Genomic DNA, 17,825 nt, shown 5'->3' on the forward strand with positions numbered 1-17,825 from the left:
AAACAGAAATGCAGTTTATAAATTTGAGAACTTTTATTAAAGCTTCAAAATTTATAAACTGCATTTCCGTTTCTGCTTTGCAGAAACCAATCTGTGAAATCCTTTTATCTCTTTAAAATCTGCGATTTTTCTATCCGCTTCATTCTTCGCAATCATTCGTAATTCGTAATTATTAATTCGTAATTGACTATTGTTCTTCCCGGAAATAAACCTTATAAAAATTCATATTCATTCTTTCATCAAATCCTTTTTCAATCAGCTCATTATTTCCATGAATATAGATATGGAAGTTTTTATCCAGTTTTAGCACGCTCTTGAAAACACGGGCCTGTTTTTTTACAGCGGCATTATTTATTTCAAAAGAATCCGCGATCATATTGCCCGATTCCTCTTCGTAGGTAGATTTAAATGTTTTGAACGCTTCTATCCCCTTTTCATTATTGATCACTTCAAAAGCGAATTCGTCGAGATCGAAATTGTCTTTTTCTTTAAAATATTTCATCGAACGGTTGAGCAGATCGATCTTATCCGTTTTGGTAAGGTCAAATGATTCCTCCAGTTTATCCGTGACGAATTCTTTGTAAATGCTCAGCGTGTTGGAAGTCTGGTTGTAATTATCATTGCGCACTTTCAGTTTCAAAAATTCATCCACCCAGTATTGGGCATCACCATTGCGATTGGTCTGATCAACAATCGCGACCTTATACCCTTCTTCTTTTTCTGTATCGAATATCAGGCAACCTTTGTCCAGCTTTTTAATATTGATGGCTTCTTCTTCGTAATCGACCTGGTATTTATTTTTCTTAGCCGCTACTTTCAGGTATGGTTCTTTACTTTCCGATTTGAAAATACCCACTGCTTTGTGCAGGGCGCCTTCTATCTGTAACTGCTCAAAATAAGCTACGTACAGTTCGCCACTTTTTATTTTAGGGTGATTAGAAGTATCGTAAAGATGTTTGGTCAATTGCTCGCTATTTGCATGAAAAGTTTCAGCATCATCAAAAATTGCGGAAACAAAATGATAGACCTCATTCAATCCCAGATCATCAGATGGATGATATAATCTATAAACCTCATTCGTTTTTTCAAAAGGCGTCAAAAAATATTGCTTCAGCAATTTTTCCAGCACATCATCCTGGATCTCATAAGGGGCTTCAGATAAGACGTATTTTTCATCCAGCAATTTATTGCCTGCCTGGTGTATGGATAATTGTAGGAGGCTGGCTTCGGTATGATAGATCATTCAACGCAATTTTTGGTATGAGCCGCGAAAATAGTGAAGAAAATAGTGTCAATGACTGTCACTGCTTCAAAAAGATGGATGATATGTAACTCATTTTACCTTACCCATTGATACATATTGTTTTTATAGATATCTTAAAAAGACTGCTTCACCTGACATTTTTCCCCATTTTCAAATTGTAGTATAATTATTGCAATAGGTCGGGTTTAAACATATCTCATGAAATTTGACTTTGTGCGAAATATACAATTCACTAAACTTTTGAAGGTAAACGGGCAATTGAAGGAATTCAACTTCCGTAAGGCCAATCCCCATAACGATGGAATTTTCTCTGTAGATGTAAGTGATGACAGGGGGAACCGTGTAATGCTTCAGATGCAGAAAGATGACGGTACCTGGAAGATCATCACCCCGGGATTGCCAAAATGGGTGCAGGAAAAAGAGGTAATTTTTAATGAAGTGATAGAGGAAGAACTCAAATAGTTAAAGGATGATGGTTCAATGGATAATGAATAATTGATCATTATCCATTGAACAGTTATCCATTATTCTTTTCTTTTTTCACAAAACTCTTCACCAGCAATAATCCTGCGGCAAACCCGCCGATATGGGCCGCATAAGCGATCCCACTGGCTTCGCTTCCGCCAAGATAACCGGTACCATTTGCTATCTGCAAGGCAATCCAGAAGCCAAGTACGATGAATGCCGGTAGCCGGACGAGCAGTATAAATATCAGTACCTTGACTTTTTTGCCCGGAAACAAAAGCAGGTAACCACCCATCACACCCGAAATAGCTCCGGATGCGCCAAGACTTGGTACCAGGTGATCTTCCCCGAAAAGATAATCGGTGCCAACATGCGTAAGAGATGCCAGTACACCACACAAAAGATAAAATAGCAGATAACGCAGGTGCCCCATCCTGTCTTCAAGGTTATCGCCGAAAATAAGCAGGTACAACATATTTCCTGCTATATGCCCGATCCCGCCATGCATGAACATTGAAGTCAGCAAGGTAAGATAAACACTGAAAGGAGTCGGGCCAAGGCCGGGCACTGTCACATCCCGCCCACTGAGAGGGTCATTGACTGTTATAGGAGAAGTAACGATATCTGTTCCGCTCATGATCTCTGTCGGCACTGTAGCATGGCTGAAAGTAAAATCCAGGTCTGTCCCCCACTTCTGGTAGATAATAAAAACGATGATGTTAATAGCGATCAATATGATATTGACAAACGGAAATATCTTGCGGTCTGAGTTATCATCACCAATGGGCAGCATATTTTTTATTTGAAGTAAATATACAGGACTGTGGCAAATAGTTTTGAACTTGTGGAAATCTAAGTCCTTTATTGAATACACTACTACCCACAGTCTGATAGATGAAAATATATCATTTACCTGTCTAAAGCATTATGCGCATATGCATCAACGTTAGAAAACAATTTTCAACGCAATGATCTTTGCCGGATGATAAAAAAGGAATATTTTTTTCCGAGCAGCACTGCCGCTTTTTTTACCAACCCACTCACTTCCTGCAGGCCGATATCGGCAAACCTGCTGAACCTGCGGCTTCCGCCATAATATGGCACCACTGCGGAGGTGTGGTTTTCTGTTTTGAAATACATTTTCGACATCGCATCCTCCAATGTTATATAATCCGCTTCCGCGGCGTTCTCCACTTCAATGTTTACAATATACTTTGCCATGTTCAATAATTTTATTTGTGTGAAATGGCATACAAACGAATCGGCTTCGTTTTCAAAAATACATAAAAAATAATTAGTCTACCGTTTTAGTAGGATATTAATTTTTATCGTTTATATTTGTAGTATAAATGGTCATGTGACTGAATGGTGAGGTACAGGTCTCATACTACTTGCAACGCCGGTTCGATTCCGGCCATTGGCCACAGTCTACTGAACAAACTCCTTGTTTGTCAGAAAAACGGGTGATGTGTCTACATTACCCTTTTTATGCTACCATTTTTTGACAGTTTTAACTTACTCATTAAAAAGTCTTGAACAGATAATACCGTTACAACTTTTTTTTAAAAAAAAGTGTAACAGGAATGGAGGGGTAGAAATAATTGATGTGCAACAGAGGTACATCAAAAATAAAAAGGCTTGTAAAAACAAGCCTTCGCATACAGCATACGCTGTGGTTGAAATATACCTTCTTTAAAATATCCTTGTAAGATCAGCGCCTATCACCAATGCAGCAATCATCACACCGATATCCACCAGCACTGCCAGCGCAAAAACCGGGATGGTGATCTTTGTTGGCAATGCCGCAAGATTGGTGATAAAAGTGAGCACTAATGCTGCGATGATCGGGATAAAAAGGGAGAAATGGATCCCGGCGAGCAATGCGATGGCCAGTGTTGCCGGCGCGAGTATACATGCCTGCAATGGCAGGATGATCCCCATCCACATCAGGCGTTTACCTTCCTGCTTTGTACACCAGGTAAAAAAACGGGCGATGATATTCGTTTTTATGTGTTTGTTAGTATAAGTGGTAGTTGCTGAGTGAAATAAAGTGGTGGTTGCCATGATGTTTAATTTTATAACACAAATCTCGCTCAATCAACCCTGCTGCAAAATGACCGGCACTATATCTGAATATGATTTTTATCATTTTTCAAAAACCGGTTATTTCTTAAAAAATGACTTGAAAAGAATCGGCGCTTTGCGTAATTTTAAAGCACAATGGAACTTAAAGAAACATTCCTTCACCTGGTTGGCCGGTATGCCGCCGGCAGCGACGTTGCGGCAACACTCTGGCAGCAAATAGAGAAACAATATTCCGCCAAGAAAAGGCATTACCACAACTTTGCTCATCTTGAAAATCTGCTGAAAGAACTCGTTGAAATCAGGCAAGGGGTAGAGGATTGGGATGCTGTTTTGTTTACCATATTTTACCATGATATCGTATACAATCCTTTGAGGAGAGATAATGAAGATAAAAGCGCCGCGATGGCAGTGAAAGTTATGCAATCGCTACAGGTTCCGGAACCGGTAGTGTTGCATTGCAGGGAAATGATCCTCGCTACCAAAAAACATCAGCATTCCCCGGACAACGATACCAATCTTTTCACCGATGCCGACCTATGCATATTGGGCAGCGAACCGGAGGAGTACAAAGCTTACAGCCTGGCAGTAAGAAAAGAATACACCGGGTTTCCCGATCTTTTATATAAACCCGGAAGAAAAAAAGTACTGCAAAATTTCCTGCAGATGGAACAGATATTCAAGACGCCTCATTTTTTTTCCCTATATGAAAAACAGGCGCGAAAAAACATCCAGGAAGAATTAAGAAATAAAAAATGATACCCGTTTTCAGCATACCTTTGCGGCGGATAAAAAACTGTTTCTTATGGACGATTTTATCGCAGCCCGCTCCCAGATGGCCCTCTCTCTCGGATTTCACATTATTTTCTCCTGTATAGGTATGGTGATGCCTTTTTTCATGGCAGTTTCACATTACTACTGGATCAAGACAAACAACGATGTTTATAAAAATGTAACCAAAGCCTGGAGCAAAGGCGTAGCGATCTTTTTTGCTACCGGCGCTGTTTCCGGAACTGTTTTATCTTTTGAACTCGGATTACTTTGGCCCACATTCATGAAACATGCAGGGCCTATTTTCGGCATGCCTTTTTCCCTGGAAGGAACGGCTTTTTTCATTGAAGCCATCGCACTCGGATTTTTCTTATATGGCTGGGGACGCTTCAACAAATGGTTCCATTGGTTCACCGGCGTAATTGTCGGCATCAGCGGGTTGATTTCAGGAATACTCGTAGTGGCGGCCAATGCCTGGATGAACAGTCCCGCCGGGTTCGATTATGTCGACGGACAATACATCAATATCGATCCCATCAAAGCCATGTTCAACAAAGCATGGTTTTCACAATCCCTGCATATGTCGCTCGCGGCCTTTGCTGCTACCGGTTTTGCGGTGGCGGGCATACATGCGTTGATGATATTGAAAAACAAAAATGTTTTATTTCATACCAAGGCTTTCAAGATAGCAGCGGTATTCGGGTGTATTGCAGCATTGCTGCAGACTGTCAGCGGCGATCATTCCGCGAAAGATATCGCCAAAAGGCAGCCGGCAAAACTTGCAGCGATGGAAGCGCATTTCAAAACTGAAAGTTCGGCATCTCTTATCATCGGCGGCATTCCCAACGAAAAAACCAAAACAGTCGATTATGCCATACGTATACCGGGTGCATTGAGTTTCCTGGCGCACGGCGATTTCAAAAGTGAAGTGAAAGGCCTCGACCAGATCCCTGCGGATGAACAACCGCCGGTGGCCATCACGCATTACGCTTTCCAGGTGATGGTTGGCCTCGGAACTATCATGATGCTCATCGCTGTGCTGTATTTCATAGCAGTGCTGCGCAAAAAGAACTGGCGCAATAGTAAATGGCTGCTCAAACTTTTTGTGCTGGCCACCCCCATGGGTTTCATCGCGGTAGAAGCCGGCTGGACCGTTACGGAAGTGGGCAGGCAGCCATGGATCATCAACGGTGTGATGAAAACCAAAGATGCTGTTACCCCGATGCCGGGCATCGCTTATTCATTTTATTTATTTACCGCCGTATATTTTTCGCTGGCGCTGATCGTGATATATATGTTGTACAGGCAGATAAAGATGGTGGGGAAATTATACGATGTTGATAATGGATAATGGGTAATGGATAATGGATAATGGAATAATGGATAATGGGATAATGGATAATGGGATAATGGGATAATGCATCCATGCGGACATTTTTTAAAAGATTAAAGAACATACAATTTGAAAACATTGTCCATTATCCATTATTCAATTATCCATTTGCCTTAAAAATATTGATCATGCTTTACGTAGTCATTGCATATTTATGGGTTTCCGTGCTGCTTTACCTGCTGATGGGCGGGGCGGATTTTGGCGCGGGCATCATCGAATTGTTCACTTCCAAAAAGAACCGTCCGCGTACGCACCGCACCATGTACCGTGCGATCGGCCCTATCTGGGAAGCGAACCACATGTGGCTCATCATCGCCATCGTGATCTTATTCGTAGGTTTTCCGGAAATATATTCTACCATGTCGGTATCGTTGCATATCCCGCTCACCGCGATGTTGCTGGGTATCATAGCCCGGGGAACGGCATTTACGTTCAGGCATTACGATGCAGTAGTCGACGATATGCAGGTGATCTATCGCCGCATTTTCATGTATGCCAGTTGCATCACCCCACTCTTCCTGGGCATCATCGCCGGCAGCGCTGTATCGGGAAAGATCGATCCCGGTGCGCATAATTTCCTGGAGGGTTATATTTTCAGCTGGCTCAATCTTTTTTCTGTAGCAGTAGGAATTTTTACGGTGGCTATCTGCGGCTTCCTGGCGGCAGTATACCTCATCGGCGAAACGGATAACGAAGAAGATACGCAGCGTTTTATAGCCAAAGCCAGGACCACTAATATTATTGCGGCAATAGCTGGAGTACTTGTTTTTATCGCAGCAAAAATTGACGGCATCCCGCTGAAAGAATGGGTGTTTGGCAATGCCGTTGGCATAAGCGCCATCACCGCCGCATCGCTTTCACTGGTATTATTCTGGTGGCTGGTAAAAAAAGGAAAACGGTTTATCCTCCGCGTTCTCGCGGGCTTCCAGGTAACGATGATATTACTGACTACTACTTACAGGCATTTCCCGGATATCGTTTTGCTCAAAAACGGCGCACACCTTTCCTTACTTGAAAACAGCGGACATGAAAAAACGATCTACTCGTTAGGTCTTGCTTTGCTGATCGGTAGCATTTTCATCCTGCCCGCCCTGTTCTACCTCGTATATGATTTCCAAAAGAAAAAAATCAAGAGCTAGGCATCCCTTCACCCATGACCTTACCTTTCGCATTCGTAATTCGTAATTTTTAATTTTTAATTTTTAATCGTGTTCAGGCAACAGATCCTCCCCATCCCGTATCATATATGAAAAACATATAGCATGCGCTTTAACCGCTTATTGATCTTATTTCTGGCAGCTTTTTTATCCCTTACCAGTTGCAAGAAAAATTATTCAGAGGAAGAATATATCGGGCTCCCGACGGAAGTACCCGCCGATCCTTCCATCAAAGTGAATGCGTCTGTGGCGGGGTTTATCATGGATGAAAATAACGAACCTGTTGGTGGCGCGAGGGTGACCGCAGGAAACGGCCAGGCTTTTACGGATGCGTTCGGTTATTTCAGGATCAATAATGTATTACTTGCAAAAATGGCCGGCTTCATCACTATCACCAAAACAGGTTATTATAAAAGCATCCGCACTTTTCAGCCGATGGCGGATAAAGAAACATTTCTACGCACAAAATTGCTCACCAAAAATGAAACCGGTTCTTTCGCCGGAACTTCGGGTGGAACTATCACTACGGCTGACGGAGCGAAGATCGTTTTTTCCGAAGGCAGCCTTATCGCCGATTCTACGAACCTGCCCTACACAGGAACGGTGCATGTAAGCGCCCGTACCATCGACATCAACAAAACAAGCGACATGCAGCTCTACGCCCCCGGCGATAACCGCGGCGTGGATACGGCCGGGCTTTTGAAATTATTAAGATCGTATGCCACGATAGCGGTGGAACTGACCGGCAATAACGGCGAGAAGCTGCAACTTGCTCCCGGTAAAACCGCCACATTGACCATACCGATAGCAGCTTCCGTTACCGGCACCACTCCTTCAACTATTGCACTGTGGTCGGTGAATGAAGCAACAGGGCTCTGGAAACAGGAGAGTACGGCCACCAAAAACGGGAATGCTTACACCGGGAATGTCAGCCACTTTTCGTTCTGGGAAGGGGCCGATCCTTCGTCGCTGGTAAGTTTTACCGCACAGGTGGTTAATACCGCTTTGCAGCCACTGGCCAATGTGCCGGTACGCATCAGCCAGGCCGGTGCTCAGTCTTACAATTCCGGGTTTGGATACACAGACGCCAACGGAATGGTAAATGGCTCTGTGCCTGCCCATACACAACTGGTCCTCGACATCGTAACACCATGCGCCATTGCAGCTTACTCGCATAATTTCACCACAGCCAACAGCGATATAGATCTTGGAACACTTACCGGCAACCTCGGACAAAACCTGGTGACAATTTCGGGAACTGCCAATAATTGTTCCGGCCAGCCGGTAACTAACGGTTATGTACAAACGTACGACGGAGGATTTTACAACAGGATCAATATCGTGAATGGCAGCTTCAGTTTTGCCGGACTTGCCTGCACCAATCTTCCGGTGAATTATATAGTGGTGGATAAAACAACCAATCAGCAAAATCAACCGCAGACCTTCAACCTGGTGCCGGGTGCGAATAACCTGGGTGTAAATACCGCCTGTGGGATAAGCAGTGTGAGTACGCTCTCCTATATTTTTGATGGCGTTACCCGTGTGGTGACGGAACCCGCGGATACGATGGCCGCATTTTCATTCAATAATCTTTCTACCAATATTATCCAGATGCTTCCCAGCGGCACAAGCGGAAGCCCCGCGATCAGCTTCGAGATAAGCGGCGGTTATTCATTAGGCAGCAATCATTTTACCAGCGATATCTGGTTCCCCGATTTCCCGAGTGGCCGGGGAAAGCTGGCGGGGCCTGCCACCGTGACTATAACGGAATATGGGAATACAGGCGGGTTCATATCCGGCAGTTTTTCGGCGGACAATGTACAGGATTTTAATAACGCATCAAGCGTTCATGCGATAAGCGTCACCTTCAGGGTGAGAAGAAACAATTAACGATGGGGATTCAATAATAAGGGCGGGTATCTACCTGCTCTTATCTTCGTTAAACAAAACATAGTTTATAGGAATTGACAGAAGAAGAACTGATACAAGGTTGTGTAAAAAAGATCAGTAGCCATCAGCGCTTACTGTTCGACCGTTATGCCGGCAAAATGATGTCGGTCTGTCTTCGTTATGCCAACGACCAGCATATTGCACAGGATATCCTGCAGACAGGTTTCATCAGGATCTTCGACAATATTCATCAGTTCCGGCATGAAGGTAGCTTTGAAGGCTGGATGAAACGTGTATTTGCCAACGTGGCGCTGCGCCATCTTTCAAAAAAGAAACTTGATTTCCGGGAGATCGGCGAACATCATGTGGATGCCATATCCGAAGCTCCATCGGTATTGTCGAAGATCTCCGAAGCCGAGATCCATGCAATGATCCGCATGCTGCCCGACGGCTACCGCACCGTTTTTAACCTCAACATCATAGAAGGATACAGCCACGAAGAAATAGCGGCGATGCTGAAGATACAGCCTGCAACGTCGCGGACACAATTATTAAAAGCCCGGAAGATGCTCCAGGGGCTTATTTTGAAAAGTTTTAATTTGATCACGGTATGAAAGACGATTTATTTGATAAGCTGATACAGCAAAAAGCCGGAGGCCATGAAGCTCCCGTACCGGCAGATGCCTGGGCAAATATCTCGGGGAAAAACAAGAAGCGAAGATATGTGGCCTGGTGGTGGTTTACCGGAGTTGTGCTCCTGGCAGGCATCACGCTGGGTGGGTATTACCAGCTGAAAAATAATGATGAACCCGCTGCTGTAGCTTCTGTAAAAAAGAACGCAGGTGATGAGGTGAAGCGAGTTCCGGAGAGTGATCCATTTACCAGAAAAACAATTGAAGACGGTGGTAGTACGAAAGATAATTCCATCACCGGTACTCAGAAAAATGATCGCCGTACTGATACCGGAACGGTGCAAAGTACCGCGCTTAGCGGAGTTAGCAAAGGCCATACAACAGGTGTTACCACAAATAAAAATCCGAAAGGAACAGAGGCTTCTGTTTCAAAAAACAGCATAACATCCCGTGATGAGAACGATGGCATCGCCTTAAACAAACGCACTAAAAAAAGGATCGCCGGCCGCAGCAAGGTCACTATCACCAACAGCAATCCTGTTACGCCGGATGAAGCGGATGAAGTACCGGAAAATGGTTTGCTTTCCACCAATAAAAACAACATACCGGGAACCGTGCAACCAAGTCCTGTGGCCCGCGGACAAGTTGATTCAACCGGGAAAGACAGTGCATCAGCCATCAGTAAAAAAATAGATCTTTTGCAAATGACGCCGGAAACGGGCCCTGAAAACAATTCAGTAGTAGTCGCAAAAAAAGACTTGCCGGGCAAAAAGAGAAGCGGGCTTTACGCCGACCTGTCTATAACGCCCTACATCGCTTTTTACAAAAACGACCCGCTGATCTCGGTGAAGCGCATAACGACCACGCCTATGCGCAAAACGGAATTTACGGCAACGGATATACGCAGCTCAACCGAAGCTGCTTTTGCGTATACGCTGGCATTGCGAAAGCATATCAATAAAAAACTGGCTGTCGGCACCGGGATACAATATTCTTTCATCAAAGAAAATGTACGGCTTTCCGGCCTGGAGACGAGCACCGATTTCAACGTAATTAAGCGGCTGAATCCCAACAATGGCGCACCATTCCTCTTTGACGACACAGTTTCTTCCATCAGCACGGGGCAACGTATCATTCATGCTACCAACAGCTACAGCCTTGTAAGCATCCCGGTGTTGCTGCATTACGAATTGTACAACCGGGATAAATGGGCTTTTTCATTTGTTGGCGGAACCTACCTGAATATCAGCACCCGCTACCATAACAGTATCAGCGGTGAATTGCAACCTCTGTATAAAAAAATGGAAAGCGGCAGCCGGAGCGAATATAAATTTACTGCGGATCTTTTTGCGGGGTTTCGATTTTCCCGCCGCATCAGCAACAAATATGTGGCATTTGCGGAACCGGGATTGCGCTACAGCCTGATGAAATACGATATGCAACGTGTTGTAAACAACAAATACATTCACCGGGCGGGGTTGTCGTTCGGGGTATCATGGAAACTAAGCCAATAAAAAAAGGGCACTGGGTGCCCTTTTAAATTTTATTTCGCTCCAACAATTATTGCTCGATCTTAAATCCATTTGCGCTGGAGTATTTCAGCTGGGCATTTTTGATGGCGGCCATTTCAGTTGTTTTTTCGTTAACAATGTCCCTCAGTTTGGTCATTTCTTCGTTCCTGGATTCATCGGTTTTGGCATAGCCAAAATTCTTATACCCGGTATACATGCTTTTGATAAAAGAGAAGTAGCGTACACAGGCTTTTTTGAAATCTTCACTGCCCGGTACATCCGGCGCCGGAGAATCGTTTATCTTCTGCAATTGTGCATCTATCAGTTTTTCCATGTGCGCACCCGCCGCCCCGATACTATCAAACTGTTCGCTTGCCAGGAATTTTCTAACACTATTCTCAGTCTTTGTCATTTCCGGCATCAATTCTTTTTCTTTCTTTACAAAGTCCTCATTGTAGTTGAAAGCGGTTTTGGTTTTACAGCCCACAATGGCCAGCAACAGCATGGAAGCAAACAGTATTTTTTTTAGCATAGCAGTAGGTTTTATTTTAAAGATAAAAAAATCCAATACAATTGTTAATTGATAATGCATAATTAATAATTCAGTAAAAGACCGGTACATGGCTTCCTGCATCAGGTATCCTGCTTTCGAAGAAATTTCGTATTTTACTTTACCATTATATATTATGACCTCTACAAAACATCGGATTCACTTCATATTCAGCCTTTTTATAGTAGTTGCAGGCTTTATTCCGCAGCAGGTTTTTGCGCAGGATATAACCGGGATCTGGAAGGGAACTATTACCACCACCGAAAAAGAATTGCCGTACGAACTCGCCATCAGCGAGGCCGATGGTAAACTGGTCGGTTATTCCTACGTAAGATTTACGGTAAACGGAAAGGAGATGTCTGCCGTAAAATCCATCAAGGTGAAGAACAACGACGGGCAGGTGACGGTTGAAGATGACGATCTCATTTATGATAATTTCCAGCAATCTGCCCCTAAAGATGTAAAGCAGGTAAGTAAACTGGTGCTGAAAGTTGAGGGGGATGTGATGACAATGGCAGGGCCGTTCAAAACGAAAGCCACCAGGCAATTCAGGGTATTGAGCGGAAAGATCACGCTGCAGAAAGTGGACACGTCGGCCCCTACCGCGTTGCATCCTGCGCTGGATTCCATGAAGCTCTGGAAAGACCTTTCGTTTCTTCAGCCGGAAAAACCTGTGTTTGGAGCTGTTGTAAATAAACCAGTCGCCAAAACAGATCTGCGGAATTCACTTCCTAAAGACAGTACCGGTTCCGTTGCCAAAATGACCATTCAATCTTCCGGCGTGGCAAGAAAAATTGAAACTGAGCCGGTAGTGGAAGAAAAAGCAGTGCCGGCTACTCCGCCTCCTGTGGCAGTTATAACACCACCCGTTGTAGCCTCCCCGGTTGTAAAGAAGCCACAGCCAGTGGCTACCCCACCCGTTGCGGTAGCGAAACCTGTAACGCAGACCCCGCCACCGGTTCAAAAATCAGTGGTGACTGCACCTGTTGCTTCGGCTCCCGCAAAACCTGCCCCGGTGCTGGTAAGGCCTAATATAACCGGGCCGGACTTTACCGCCAATCTTGCGAAACGAAGTATAGAAACGATCAAGACACTGGAAATAAAAACAGATAGCCTTACGCTTACGCTATATGATAATGGGGAAGTGGACGGCGATACGGTAAGTGTGATCCTCAACGGAAAAATACTGATGGCAAAACAGGGCCTGAGCACCAACGCCATTAACAAAACGATCTACATCACCCCCGAAATGGGCGATTCCATACAATTGGTCATGTATGCCGAAAACCTTGGAAGCCTGCCGCCCAATACCGGGTTGCTCATCATCAGGGATGGGGCGGAAAGGTACGAGATACGCTTTTCGGGCGATCTTACGAAAAATGCGGGGATCACTTTGAGAAGAAGGAAAAGTCAATAGTGAATAGTGAATAGTGAATAGTGAATAGTGAATGGTGAATGGTCAAACCTTCGAAGGTTGTTAGAATTCGCCGGTTTATAAAATCACAGATTATTTTTAAAGGAAAAGGTCAACGATTTTCGTTGACCTTTTCCTTTATTATTTTACAGCCTTCCGCAATTACCAATGTTCAGCAAACAAAACCATTTCGAAGATTTCACCATTCACCATTCACTATTGACTATTGACTATTGACTTACTTGCTTTCCTTCAGCACCATATCAATCGTGATGGCCGTAGAAACGATCGCCATCTTACGCCTGTTTTCGGCATATTCCGGTACAATGGAAACGATATATTTATCGGCAGTAGTAAATGCTTCTTTCAGAATTCCGTTCCACTTTTTGGTGATCGTGCCGATGTTTTGCTGGCGTTCATCAACGATGGCAAAATTCCAGCCCTTCCAGTCGCCGGTGATATCGGCGATCTCGGTGTTGGTCTCATCCAGTATCTTGAAAGTCGGTTTCAGGAACTTGAATTTCTGTTTGATCGATCCGACCGGATTGCCAAAACCATCTGTCAGCGTGATCTTCGACATCCAGAACGTCCAGCCACGGCGGATCGTCACCAGCACATTGCCATCCATATCACACACTTCCAGCATGAACGGCAGCATGGCTTTGTTGAGCAAAAGGCGGAGCGCTTTTTGGCCGGCCGACAAACGCTGGCGGATAAGGCCTATCTCCATGCCCGTTTCGTCGTACACCCGATAAGCATTGGTGAACTTGAAAAAAGCCAGCTTTTCGTCGATAAAATAATTATTGGTTTCAAAAAAATCAGGGAAAATAACAGACATAAGGCAGGTTAGTTTTGGTGGAACACAAATCTAAGCTGTACGAGCCAATATTAGCTTTTTTTTCAGACGGATTAATTTATCTTAGTCAGATGAAAACTGCCCTGCTTCTTTTCCTGCTGACAGCGTGCAGATTTGCCGGGGCACAGGAGTTGAATATTCCTTACGATTCTACTTTTTCTTCCACTACGATCGCTAAATATGTGGTCGACAATTTCCGTTCGGAGGAAGCCAGGTTTCGTGCAATCCATACCTGGACGGCCACGCATATTCAATACAGCCGCGATAGCATGTACCTGATCAACTTCAACCCCGACCCGGCGATGAAAGTGACCGCAGCTCTGAAAAGGCGTAAGGGTGTCTGTGAAAATTTCGCTGCCGTATTTACCGATATCGCACAAAAAAGCGGGCTTACCGCTTATGTGGTCAATGGTTACACCCGCCAGGGCGGACGTGTAGACCGCACAGGCCATAGCTGGTGCGCCGTTTCCCTTTCCGGTCAATGGTACTTCTGCGATCCCACCTGGGATAAGGATAATTTTCCGGCAACCCGTTATTTCCTGGTAACCCCGGCGGAATTCATTCAAACGCATATCCCTTTCGACCCGTTGTGGCAATTGAGCAACGAGCCGGTATCGCACAAGGATTTCATCAATGGCTCTTACAGCAGCAGGCAGCCGGGGATTCCGTATAATTTCAAAGATTCGCTTGCGGCCTACCTGCAGCTGAATGAGTTGCAACAATTAAGATCCGGTATCGCCCGCATAGAAAAGGCGGGGGTTCTGAATGATATGACAAGAAACGACCTGGCTTTTTTGAAAATGAATTCGGAAATGATCCGCGAAGAAGAGGATTCGGACAACTACAACGATATCGTAAATAATCTGAACAAAGCAACAGTGCAATTAAACGCGTTTATCACCTATAGAAACGCACAATTTTCGCCTGCGAAAACCGATAGTGAAATGAGAGCACAATTGAATACGGCGAAAAAATTACTGGGCGTTGCGCAGCAAAAAATTGACAGCCTGGCTAAGTCTGAAGCCAAAGTTCAGCACGATACAGACGTACTTCGTGAACAACTTGAAAGGGTGAATAACAAACTCTCCAGCCAGGAAACCTTCCTGGACAAATTCCTTTCGGCCACACCGGAAGAAAGGCTTGCATTGTTGTATAAGTGAGCAACGGCGGGCATTTGCAACAAAATAAAAAAGCATCAAGTCCTTGGTTCTTTACTGATTGCTCAAGTATCAAACTTTGCACCCGATGCTCTTTTCGAATTGCAGTCGCATCTATTAAAGTTACTTCTGCGTTTCAAACTTTCTGAAATGCTCTCTACATTAACTGTATTGCTTTTTTCATAATTGTACAGCTAAGATAATATCCTGAAGCAGTGTTTTCCAAATTTCTACCACTTCATTTACGCACAGTTTTCGCACCGCATCCGCAGGTTTGCTGTATAAATTCCGAATACTGTTTTTGTATAAATTTGTATATTCCTCAAAAGAGGGCTACTCATTTAATTCATTTGCTTTATGCCGACATTACGCATTTCCCTGTTATTATTTTTTGCAGCTTTCTCTTTTAATTTTTGTTGTGCCCAGGGCAAAAAAGTGAAGCCTCTCAGTCAGAAAAAGATCGCTGCACTCCTGCATGATGCCGCAGAAAAATACCGGCTGATGGATCAGTCATTACAACCCGACCAGTTTCCACGAAGCCTTGATACCAGTGGAAACCTGGTGACCAATAACCGTGGCTGGTGGACCAGCGGATTTTTTCCCGGAAGCCTCTGGTATCTCTATGAGTTTACAAAAGACAGTGCAGTAAAAAACGCCGCGATACGCCGTACAAAAGCTGTTGAAAAAGAAAGCCTGAATACCGGCGACCATGATATCGGCTTCAAGATATGGTGCAGCGTGGGCAATCAATTAAGGATCACAAAAGACACCGCGGCTACTTTACCTGTTATACTCGATGCGGCAAAAAGTTTGTCGGAAAGATTCGACCCTACGGTAGGGCTTATACGCAGCTGGGGCAAACTCGATGACCCCAAAGAGTTCCTCGTGATCATCGATAACATGATGAACCTCGAACTGTTATTTGAAGCGACAAAACTGAGCGGCGATTCTTCATTTTACAGGATCGCTATTTCGCATGCTGATAAAACAATGACCAATCATTTCAGGGCCGATGGCAGCAGTTATCACGTAGTGAATTATGATGGCAAAACCGGGAATGTGATTGTGAAGCGCACTGCACAAGGTTTTGCGGATAACAGTGCGTGGGCACGCGGACAAGCCTGGGGATTATATGGTTATACAATGTGCTACCGCGAAACGAAAGATAAAAGATACCTGGAGCAGGCGAAAAAGATAGCAGGCTTTTTGCTGAACCACCCCAACCTGCCTGCTGATAAGATTCCATACTGGGATTTCAATGCGCCTAATATTCCTGCTGCTTTAAGAGATGCTTCAGCAGCCTCCATCATAGCTTCCGCGTTGCTGGAACTTTCAGGTTATGCTACACCTGGTGAGGCTGAATTATACAGAACGACTGCCAACACGATCGTATCAAACCTTGGCAGCGATCAGTATCTCAATAAAAAAGGGGAACAACATCATTTTATCCTCAAACATAGTGTGGGGCATCTTCCTGCAAAAAGCGAAGTGGATGTACCGTTGAGCTACGCGGATTATTATTACATAGAAAGTTTGATGAGATTGAGATAGTTTTAGAGATCAGAGTTTAGGCACCCATTAAAGGAAACGCTAAACACTAATCCCTAAGCCCTGATCCCTCTCTAAACTCAGCTAAAATTTCTTCACATACCGATGGCAATAAGGACTATGTCCGTTCTTACCATAATAGTCATGATGATAATCTTCTGCCGGGTAAAACGTGGTGGCTTTCGTTACTTCGGTCACTACTTTATATCCTTTATCTTTTAACTGTTGGATCAATTCTTCCGCGGTTTGTTTTTGTTCATCATTGAGATAAAAAATGCCTGAACGGTATTGCGGGCCAATATCGGGGCCCTGGCCATCTACCTGCCCTGGTTCATGAGTTTCAAAAAACAATTTTGTAAGATCGCTGTAAGATATCTTTTCAGGATCATAGATCACTTCCACGGCTTCCGCATGGCCGGTACGACCGGTACATACGTCCTTGTAGGTAGGGTTTTCCAGAGTACCACCAATATAACCCGGTGCTGTGGAAATGACGCCTTCCGCTTTTTTCATGTAAAACTCGGTGCCCCAGAAACATCCTGAGGCGAATATTGCTCTTTCTGTATTCATCTGTTTAATTTTTTAAGCTGGTATAAATTTCATCGAGATCGAATTCACGCAGTGCCTGGTATTTTTAGCGGTAAACCTTTCTCCGACAAATACATGTCCGAGATGTGCATCGCAATTGGCACATACGATCTCTGTACGATGGCCATCCGCATCAGGCACATGTTTTACCGCACCAGGGATCTCATCATCAAAACTCGGCCATCCGCAATGCGAATCGAATTTATCTTCTGATTTATATAAAGGTGCGTTGCAACGCCTGCATACATAAGTTCCGGCCTGTTTATTATTGTTATACTCGCCGGTAAACGGCATTTCTGTGCCTTTTCTTACGATCACATATTCTTCTTCCGGGGTTAATTTGTTCAGTTCCATATGTTTGATTTTTTTGTCAGAACGTGCCTTGTGGCGCGTTCACTTATTATTACAAATAGTATGCAAGTATTTTAAAAACTATCGGGTTGTCATTTTGGCGGTTTATTGTTAAAGCAAATTAAACATCTGTGGCGTTTTTACTTTATTTCGTGGCTATCTTATAAAGGTATTCCGTTATACTCCACGCCCGTCG

18 protein-coding genes and 1 tRNA gene are annotated in these 17,825 nt (G+C 44.2%); 11 read left to right on the plus strand and 8 right to left on the minus strand.

Annotation, left to right across the window (positions count from 1 at the left end):
• Positions 1-187: 187 nt before the first annotated feature.
• Positions 188-1,243, minus strand: a complete 1,056-nt coding sequence (locus EGI32_RS02375; protein ID WP_255153760.1) for a nucleoid-associated protein — start codon at positions 1,241-1,243, stop codon at positions 188-190.
• A gap of 219 nt (positions 1,244-1,462) precedes the next feature.
• Here EGI32_RS02375 and EGI32_RS02380 point away from each other — a divergent pair, with 219 nt between their 5' ends.
• Entirely contained in the window at positions 1,463-1,726 is a 264-nt protein-coding gene (locus EGI32_RS02380) for a hypothetical protein (RefSeq protein WP_255153761.1), read from the plus strand.
• A gap of 55 nt (positions 1,727-1,781) precedes the next feature.
• Here EGI32_RS02380 and EGI32_RS02385 read toward each other — a convergent pair whose 3' ends face one another.
• The gene (locus EGI32_RS02385; RefSeq protein WP_255153762.1) at positions 1,782-2,522 is read right to left on the minus strand and encodes a rhomboid family intramembrane serine protease; all 741 of its coding nucleotides are present in this window, start codon (positions 2,520-2,522) and stop codon (positions 1,782-1,784) included.
• Positions 2,523-2,689: 167 nt separating this feature from the next.
• The gene (locus EGI32_RS02390; protein WP_255153763.1) at positions 2,690-2,950 is read right to left on the minus strand and encodes a hypothetical protein; all 261 of its coding nucleotides are present in this window, start codon (positions 2,948-2,950) and stop codon (positions 2,690-2,692) included.
• A gap of 130 nt (positions 2,951-3,080) precedes the next feature.
• Between EGI32_RS02390 and EGI32_RS02395 the strand changes: the two genes are divergently transcribed.
• Positions 3,081-3,153: transfer RNA gene (locus EGI32_RS02395), tRNA-Met, on the plus strand.
• 268 nt (positions 3,154-3,421) lie between these two features.
• Here EGI32_RS02395 and EGI32_RS02400 read toward each other — a convergent pair.
• Complete coding sequence (locus tag EGI32_RS02400) at positions 3,422-3,793, minus strand: hypothetical protein (protein WP_255153764.1); 372 nt, start codon at positions 3,791-3,793, stop codon at positions 3,422-3,424.
• Positions 3,794-3,949: 156 nt separating this feature from the next.
• On the opposite strand from EGI32_RS02400, the gene EGI32_RS02405 reads away from it, so the two are divergent.
• The 6 genes from EGI32_RS02405 (at position 3,950) to EGI32_RS02430 (ending at position 11,168) form a co-directional block, all read left to right on the plus strand.
• The gene (locus EGI32_RS02405) at positions 3,950-4,570 is read left to right on the plus strand and encodes a hypothetical protein (protein WP_255153765.1); all 621 of its coding nucleotides are present in this window, start codon (positions 3,950-3,952) and stop codon (positions 4,568-4,570) included.
• Positions 4,571-4,616: 46 nt separating this feature from the next.
• Positions 4,617-5,933, plus strand: coding sequence for a cytochrome ubiquinol oxidase subunit I (locus tag EGI32_RS02410; protein WP_255153766.1), 1,317 nt, complete (start codon positions 4,617-4,619; stop codon positions 5,931-5,933).
• 170 nt (positions 5,934-6,103) lie between these two features.
• Complete coding sequence (locus EGI32_RS02415) at positions 6,104-7,114, plus strand: cytochrome d ubiquinol oxidase subunit II (protein ID WP_255153767.1); 1,011 nt, start codon at positions 6,104-6,106, stop codon at positions 7,112-7,114.
• A 123-nt stretch (positions 7,115-7,237) separates the two neighbouring features.
• Complete coding sequence (locus EGI32_RS02420) at positions 7,238-9,022, plus strand: carboxypeptidase-like regulatory domain-containing protein (protein WP_255153768.1); 1,785 nt, start codon at positions 7,238-7,240, stop codon at positions 9,020-9,022.
• A gap of 74 nt (positions 9,023-9,096) precedes the next feature.
• Entirely contained in the window at positions 9,097-9,636 is a 540-nt protein-coding gene (locus EGI32_RS02425) for an RNA polymerase sigma factor (protein ID WP_255153769.1), read from the plus strand.
• On the plus strand, positions 9,633-11,168 hold the full coding sequence (locus EGI32_RS02430; protein ID WP_255153770.1) for a hypothetical protein: 1,536 nt from the start codon (positions 9,633-9,635) through the stop codon (positions 11,166-11,168). The genes EGI32_RS02425 and EGI32_RS02430 overlap by 4 nt, the downstream gene beginning before the upstream one ends.
• Positions 11,169-11,214: 46 nt before the next feature.
• Here the strand turns inward: EGI32_RS02430 and EGI32_RS02435 are convergent, their stop codons facing one another.
• On the minus strand, positions 11,215-11,697 hold the full coding sequence (locus EGI32_RS02435) for a hypothetical protein (RefSeq protein WP_255153771.1): 483 nt from the start codon (positions 11,695-11,697) through the stop codon (positions 11,215-11,217).
• Positions 11,698-11,851: 154 nt separating this feature from the next.
• Here EGI32_RS02435 and EGI32_RS02440 point away from each other — a divergent pair, with 154 nt between their 5' ends.
• Positions 11,852-13,132, plus strand: a complete 1,281-nt coding sequence (locus EGI32_RS02440; protein WP_255153772.1) for a hypothetical protein — start codon at positions 11,852-11,854, stop codon at positions 13,130-13,132.
• Between the two features lie 235 nt (positions 13,133-13,367).
• Here EGI32_RS02440 and EGI32_RS02445 read toward each other — a convergent pair whose 3' ends face one another.
• Positions 13,368-13,967 (minus strand): LURP-one-related/scramblase family protein, encoded by a 600-nt coding sequence (locus EGI32_RS02445; RefSeq protein ID WP_255153773.1) that lies wholly within the window; start codon positions 13,965-13,967, stop codon positions 13,368-13,370.
• A gap of 89 nt (positions 13,968-14,056) precedes the next feature.
• On the opposite strand from EGI32_RS02445, the gene EGI32_RS02450 reads away from it, so the two are divergent.
• Complete coding sequence (locus EGI32_RS02450) at positions 14,057-15,145, plus strand: transglutaminase domain-containing protein (protein ID WP_255153774.1); 1,089 nt, start codon at positions 14,057-14,059, stop codon at positions 15,143-15,145.
• A 354-nt stretch (positions 15,146-15,499) separates the two neighbouring features.
• A complete protein-coding gene (locus tag EGI32_RS02455) occupies positions 15,500-16,693 on the plus strand; it encodes a glycoside hydrolase family 88 protein (protein ID WP_255153775.1) in 1,194 nt (397 codons plus the stop codon).
• An 81-nt stretch (positions 16,694-16,774) separates the two neighbouring features.
• Here EGI32_RS02455 and msrA read toward each other — a convergent pair whose 3' ends face one another.
• A complete protein-coding gene (gene msrA / locus EGI32_RS02460; RefSeq protein WP_255153776.1) occupies positions 16,775-17,260 on the minus strand; it encodes a peptide-methionine (S)-S-oxide reductase MsrA in 486 nt (161 codons plus the stop codon).
• Positions 17,261-17,272: 12 nt separating this feature from the next.
• Positions 17,273-17,632 carry a methionine-R-sulfoxide reductase gene (locus tag EGI32_RS02465; RefSeq protein ID WP_255153777.1) on the minus strand — a complete coding sequence of 120 codons (360 nt, stop codon included), beginning with the start codon at positions 17,630-17,632 and terminating at the stop codon, positions 17,273-17,275.
• Positions 17,633-17,825: the final 193 nt, after the last annotated feature.

The organism is Ferruginibacter sp. HRS2-29 (genome assembly GCF_024343615.1).
Taxonomy (GTDB): domain Bacteria; phylum Bacteroidota; class Bacteroidia; order Chitinophagales; family Chitinophagaceae; genus Ferruginibacter.

What these genes read in the sequence shown, in the direction of transcription:
- EGI32_RS02375 (WP_255153760.1), bottom strand. Translation starts at nt 1,243, where the DNA reads ATGATCTATCATACCGAAGCCAGCCTCCTACAATTATCCATACACCAG.
- EGI32_RS02380 (WP_255153761.1), top strand. Translation starts at nt 1,463, where the DNA reads ATGAAATTTGACTTTGTGCGAAATATACAATTCACTAAACTTTTGAAG.
- EGI32_RS02385 (WP_255153762.1), bottom strand. Translation starts at nt 2,522, where the DNA reads ATGCTGCCCATTGGTGATGATAACTCAGACCGCAAGATATTTCCGTTT.
- EGI32_RS02390 (WP_255153763.1), bottom strand. Translation starts at nt 2,950, where the DNA reads ATGGCAAAGTATATTGTAAACATTGAAGTGGAGAACGCCGCGGAAGCG.
- EGI32_RS02400 (WP_255153764.1), bottom strand. Translation starts at nt 3,793, where the DNA reads ATGGCAACCACCACTTTATTTCACTCAGCAACTACCACTTATACTAAC.
- EGI32_RS02405 (WP_255153765.1), top strand. Translation starts at nt 3,950, where the DNA reads ATGGAACTTAAAGAAACATTCCTTCACCTGGTTGGCCGGTATGCCGCC.
- EGI32_RS02410 (WP_255153766.1), top strand. Translation starts at nt 4,617, where the DNA reads ATGGACGATTTTATCGCAGCCCGCTCCCAGATGGCCCTCTCTCTCGGA.
- EGI32_RS02415 (WP_255153767.1), top strand. Translation starts at nt 6,104, where the DNA reads ATGCTTTACGTAGTCATTGCATATTTATGGGTTTCCGTGCTGCTTTAC.
- EGI32_RS02420 (WP_255153768.1), top strand. Translation starts at nt 7,238, where the DNA reads ATGCGCTTTAACCGCTTATTGATCTTATTTCTGGCAGCTTTTTTATCC.
- EGI32_RS02430 (WP_255153770.1), top strand. Translation starts at nt 9,633, where the DNA reads ATGAAAGACGATTTATTTGATAAGCTGATACAGCAAAAAGCCGGAGGC.
- EGI32_RS02435 (WP_255153771.1), bottom strand. Translation starts at nt 11,697, where the DNA reads ATGCTAAAAAAAATACTGTTTGCTTCCATGCTGTTGCTGGCCATTGTG.
- EGI32_RS02440 (WP_255153772.1), top strand. Translation starts at nt 11,852, where the DNA reads ATGACCTCTACAAAACATCGGATTCACTTCATATTCAGCCTTTTTATA.
- EGI32_RS02445 (WP_255153773.1), bottom strand. Translation starts at nt 13,967, where the DNA reads ATGTCTGTTATTTTCCCTGATTTTTTTGAAACCAATAATTATTTTATC.
- EGI32_RS02450 (WP_255153774.1), top strand. Translation starts at nt 14,057, where the DNA reads ATGAAAACTGCCCTGCTTCTTTTCCTGCTGACAGCGTGCAGATTTGCC.
- EGI32_RS02455 (WP_255153775.1), top strand. Translation starts at nt 15,500, where the DNA reads ATGCCGACATTACGCATTTCCCTGTTATTATTTTTTGCAGCTTTCTCT.
- msrA (WP_255153776.1), bottom strand. Translation starts at nt 17,260, where the DNA reads ATGAATACAGAAAGAGCAATATTCGCCTCAGGATGTTTCTGGGGCACC.
- EGI32_RS02465 (WP_255153777.1), bottom strand. Translation starts at nt 17,632, where the DNA reads ATGGAACTGAACAAATTAACCCCGGAAGAAGAATATGTGATCGTAAGA.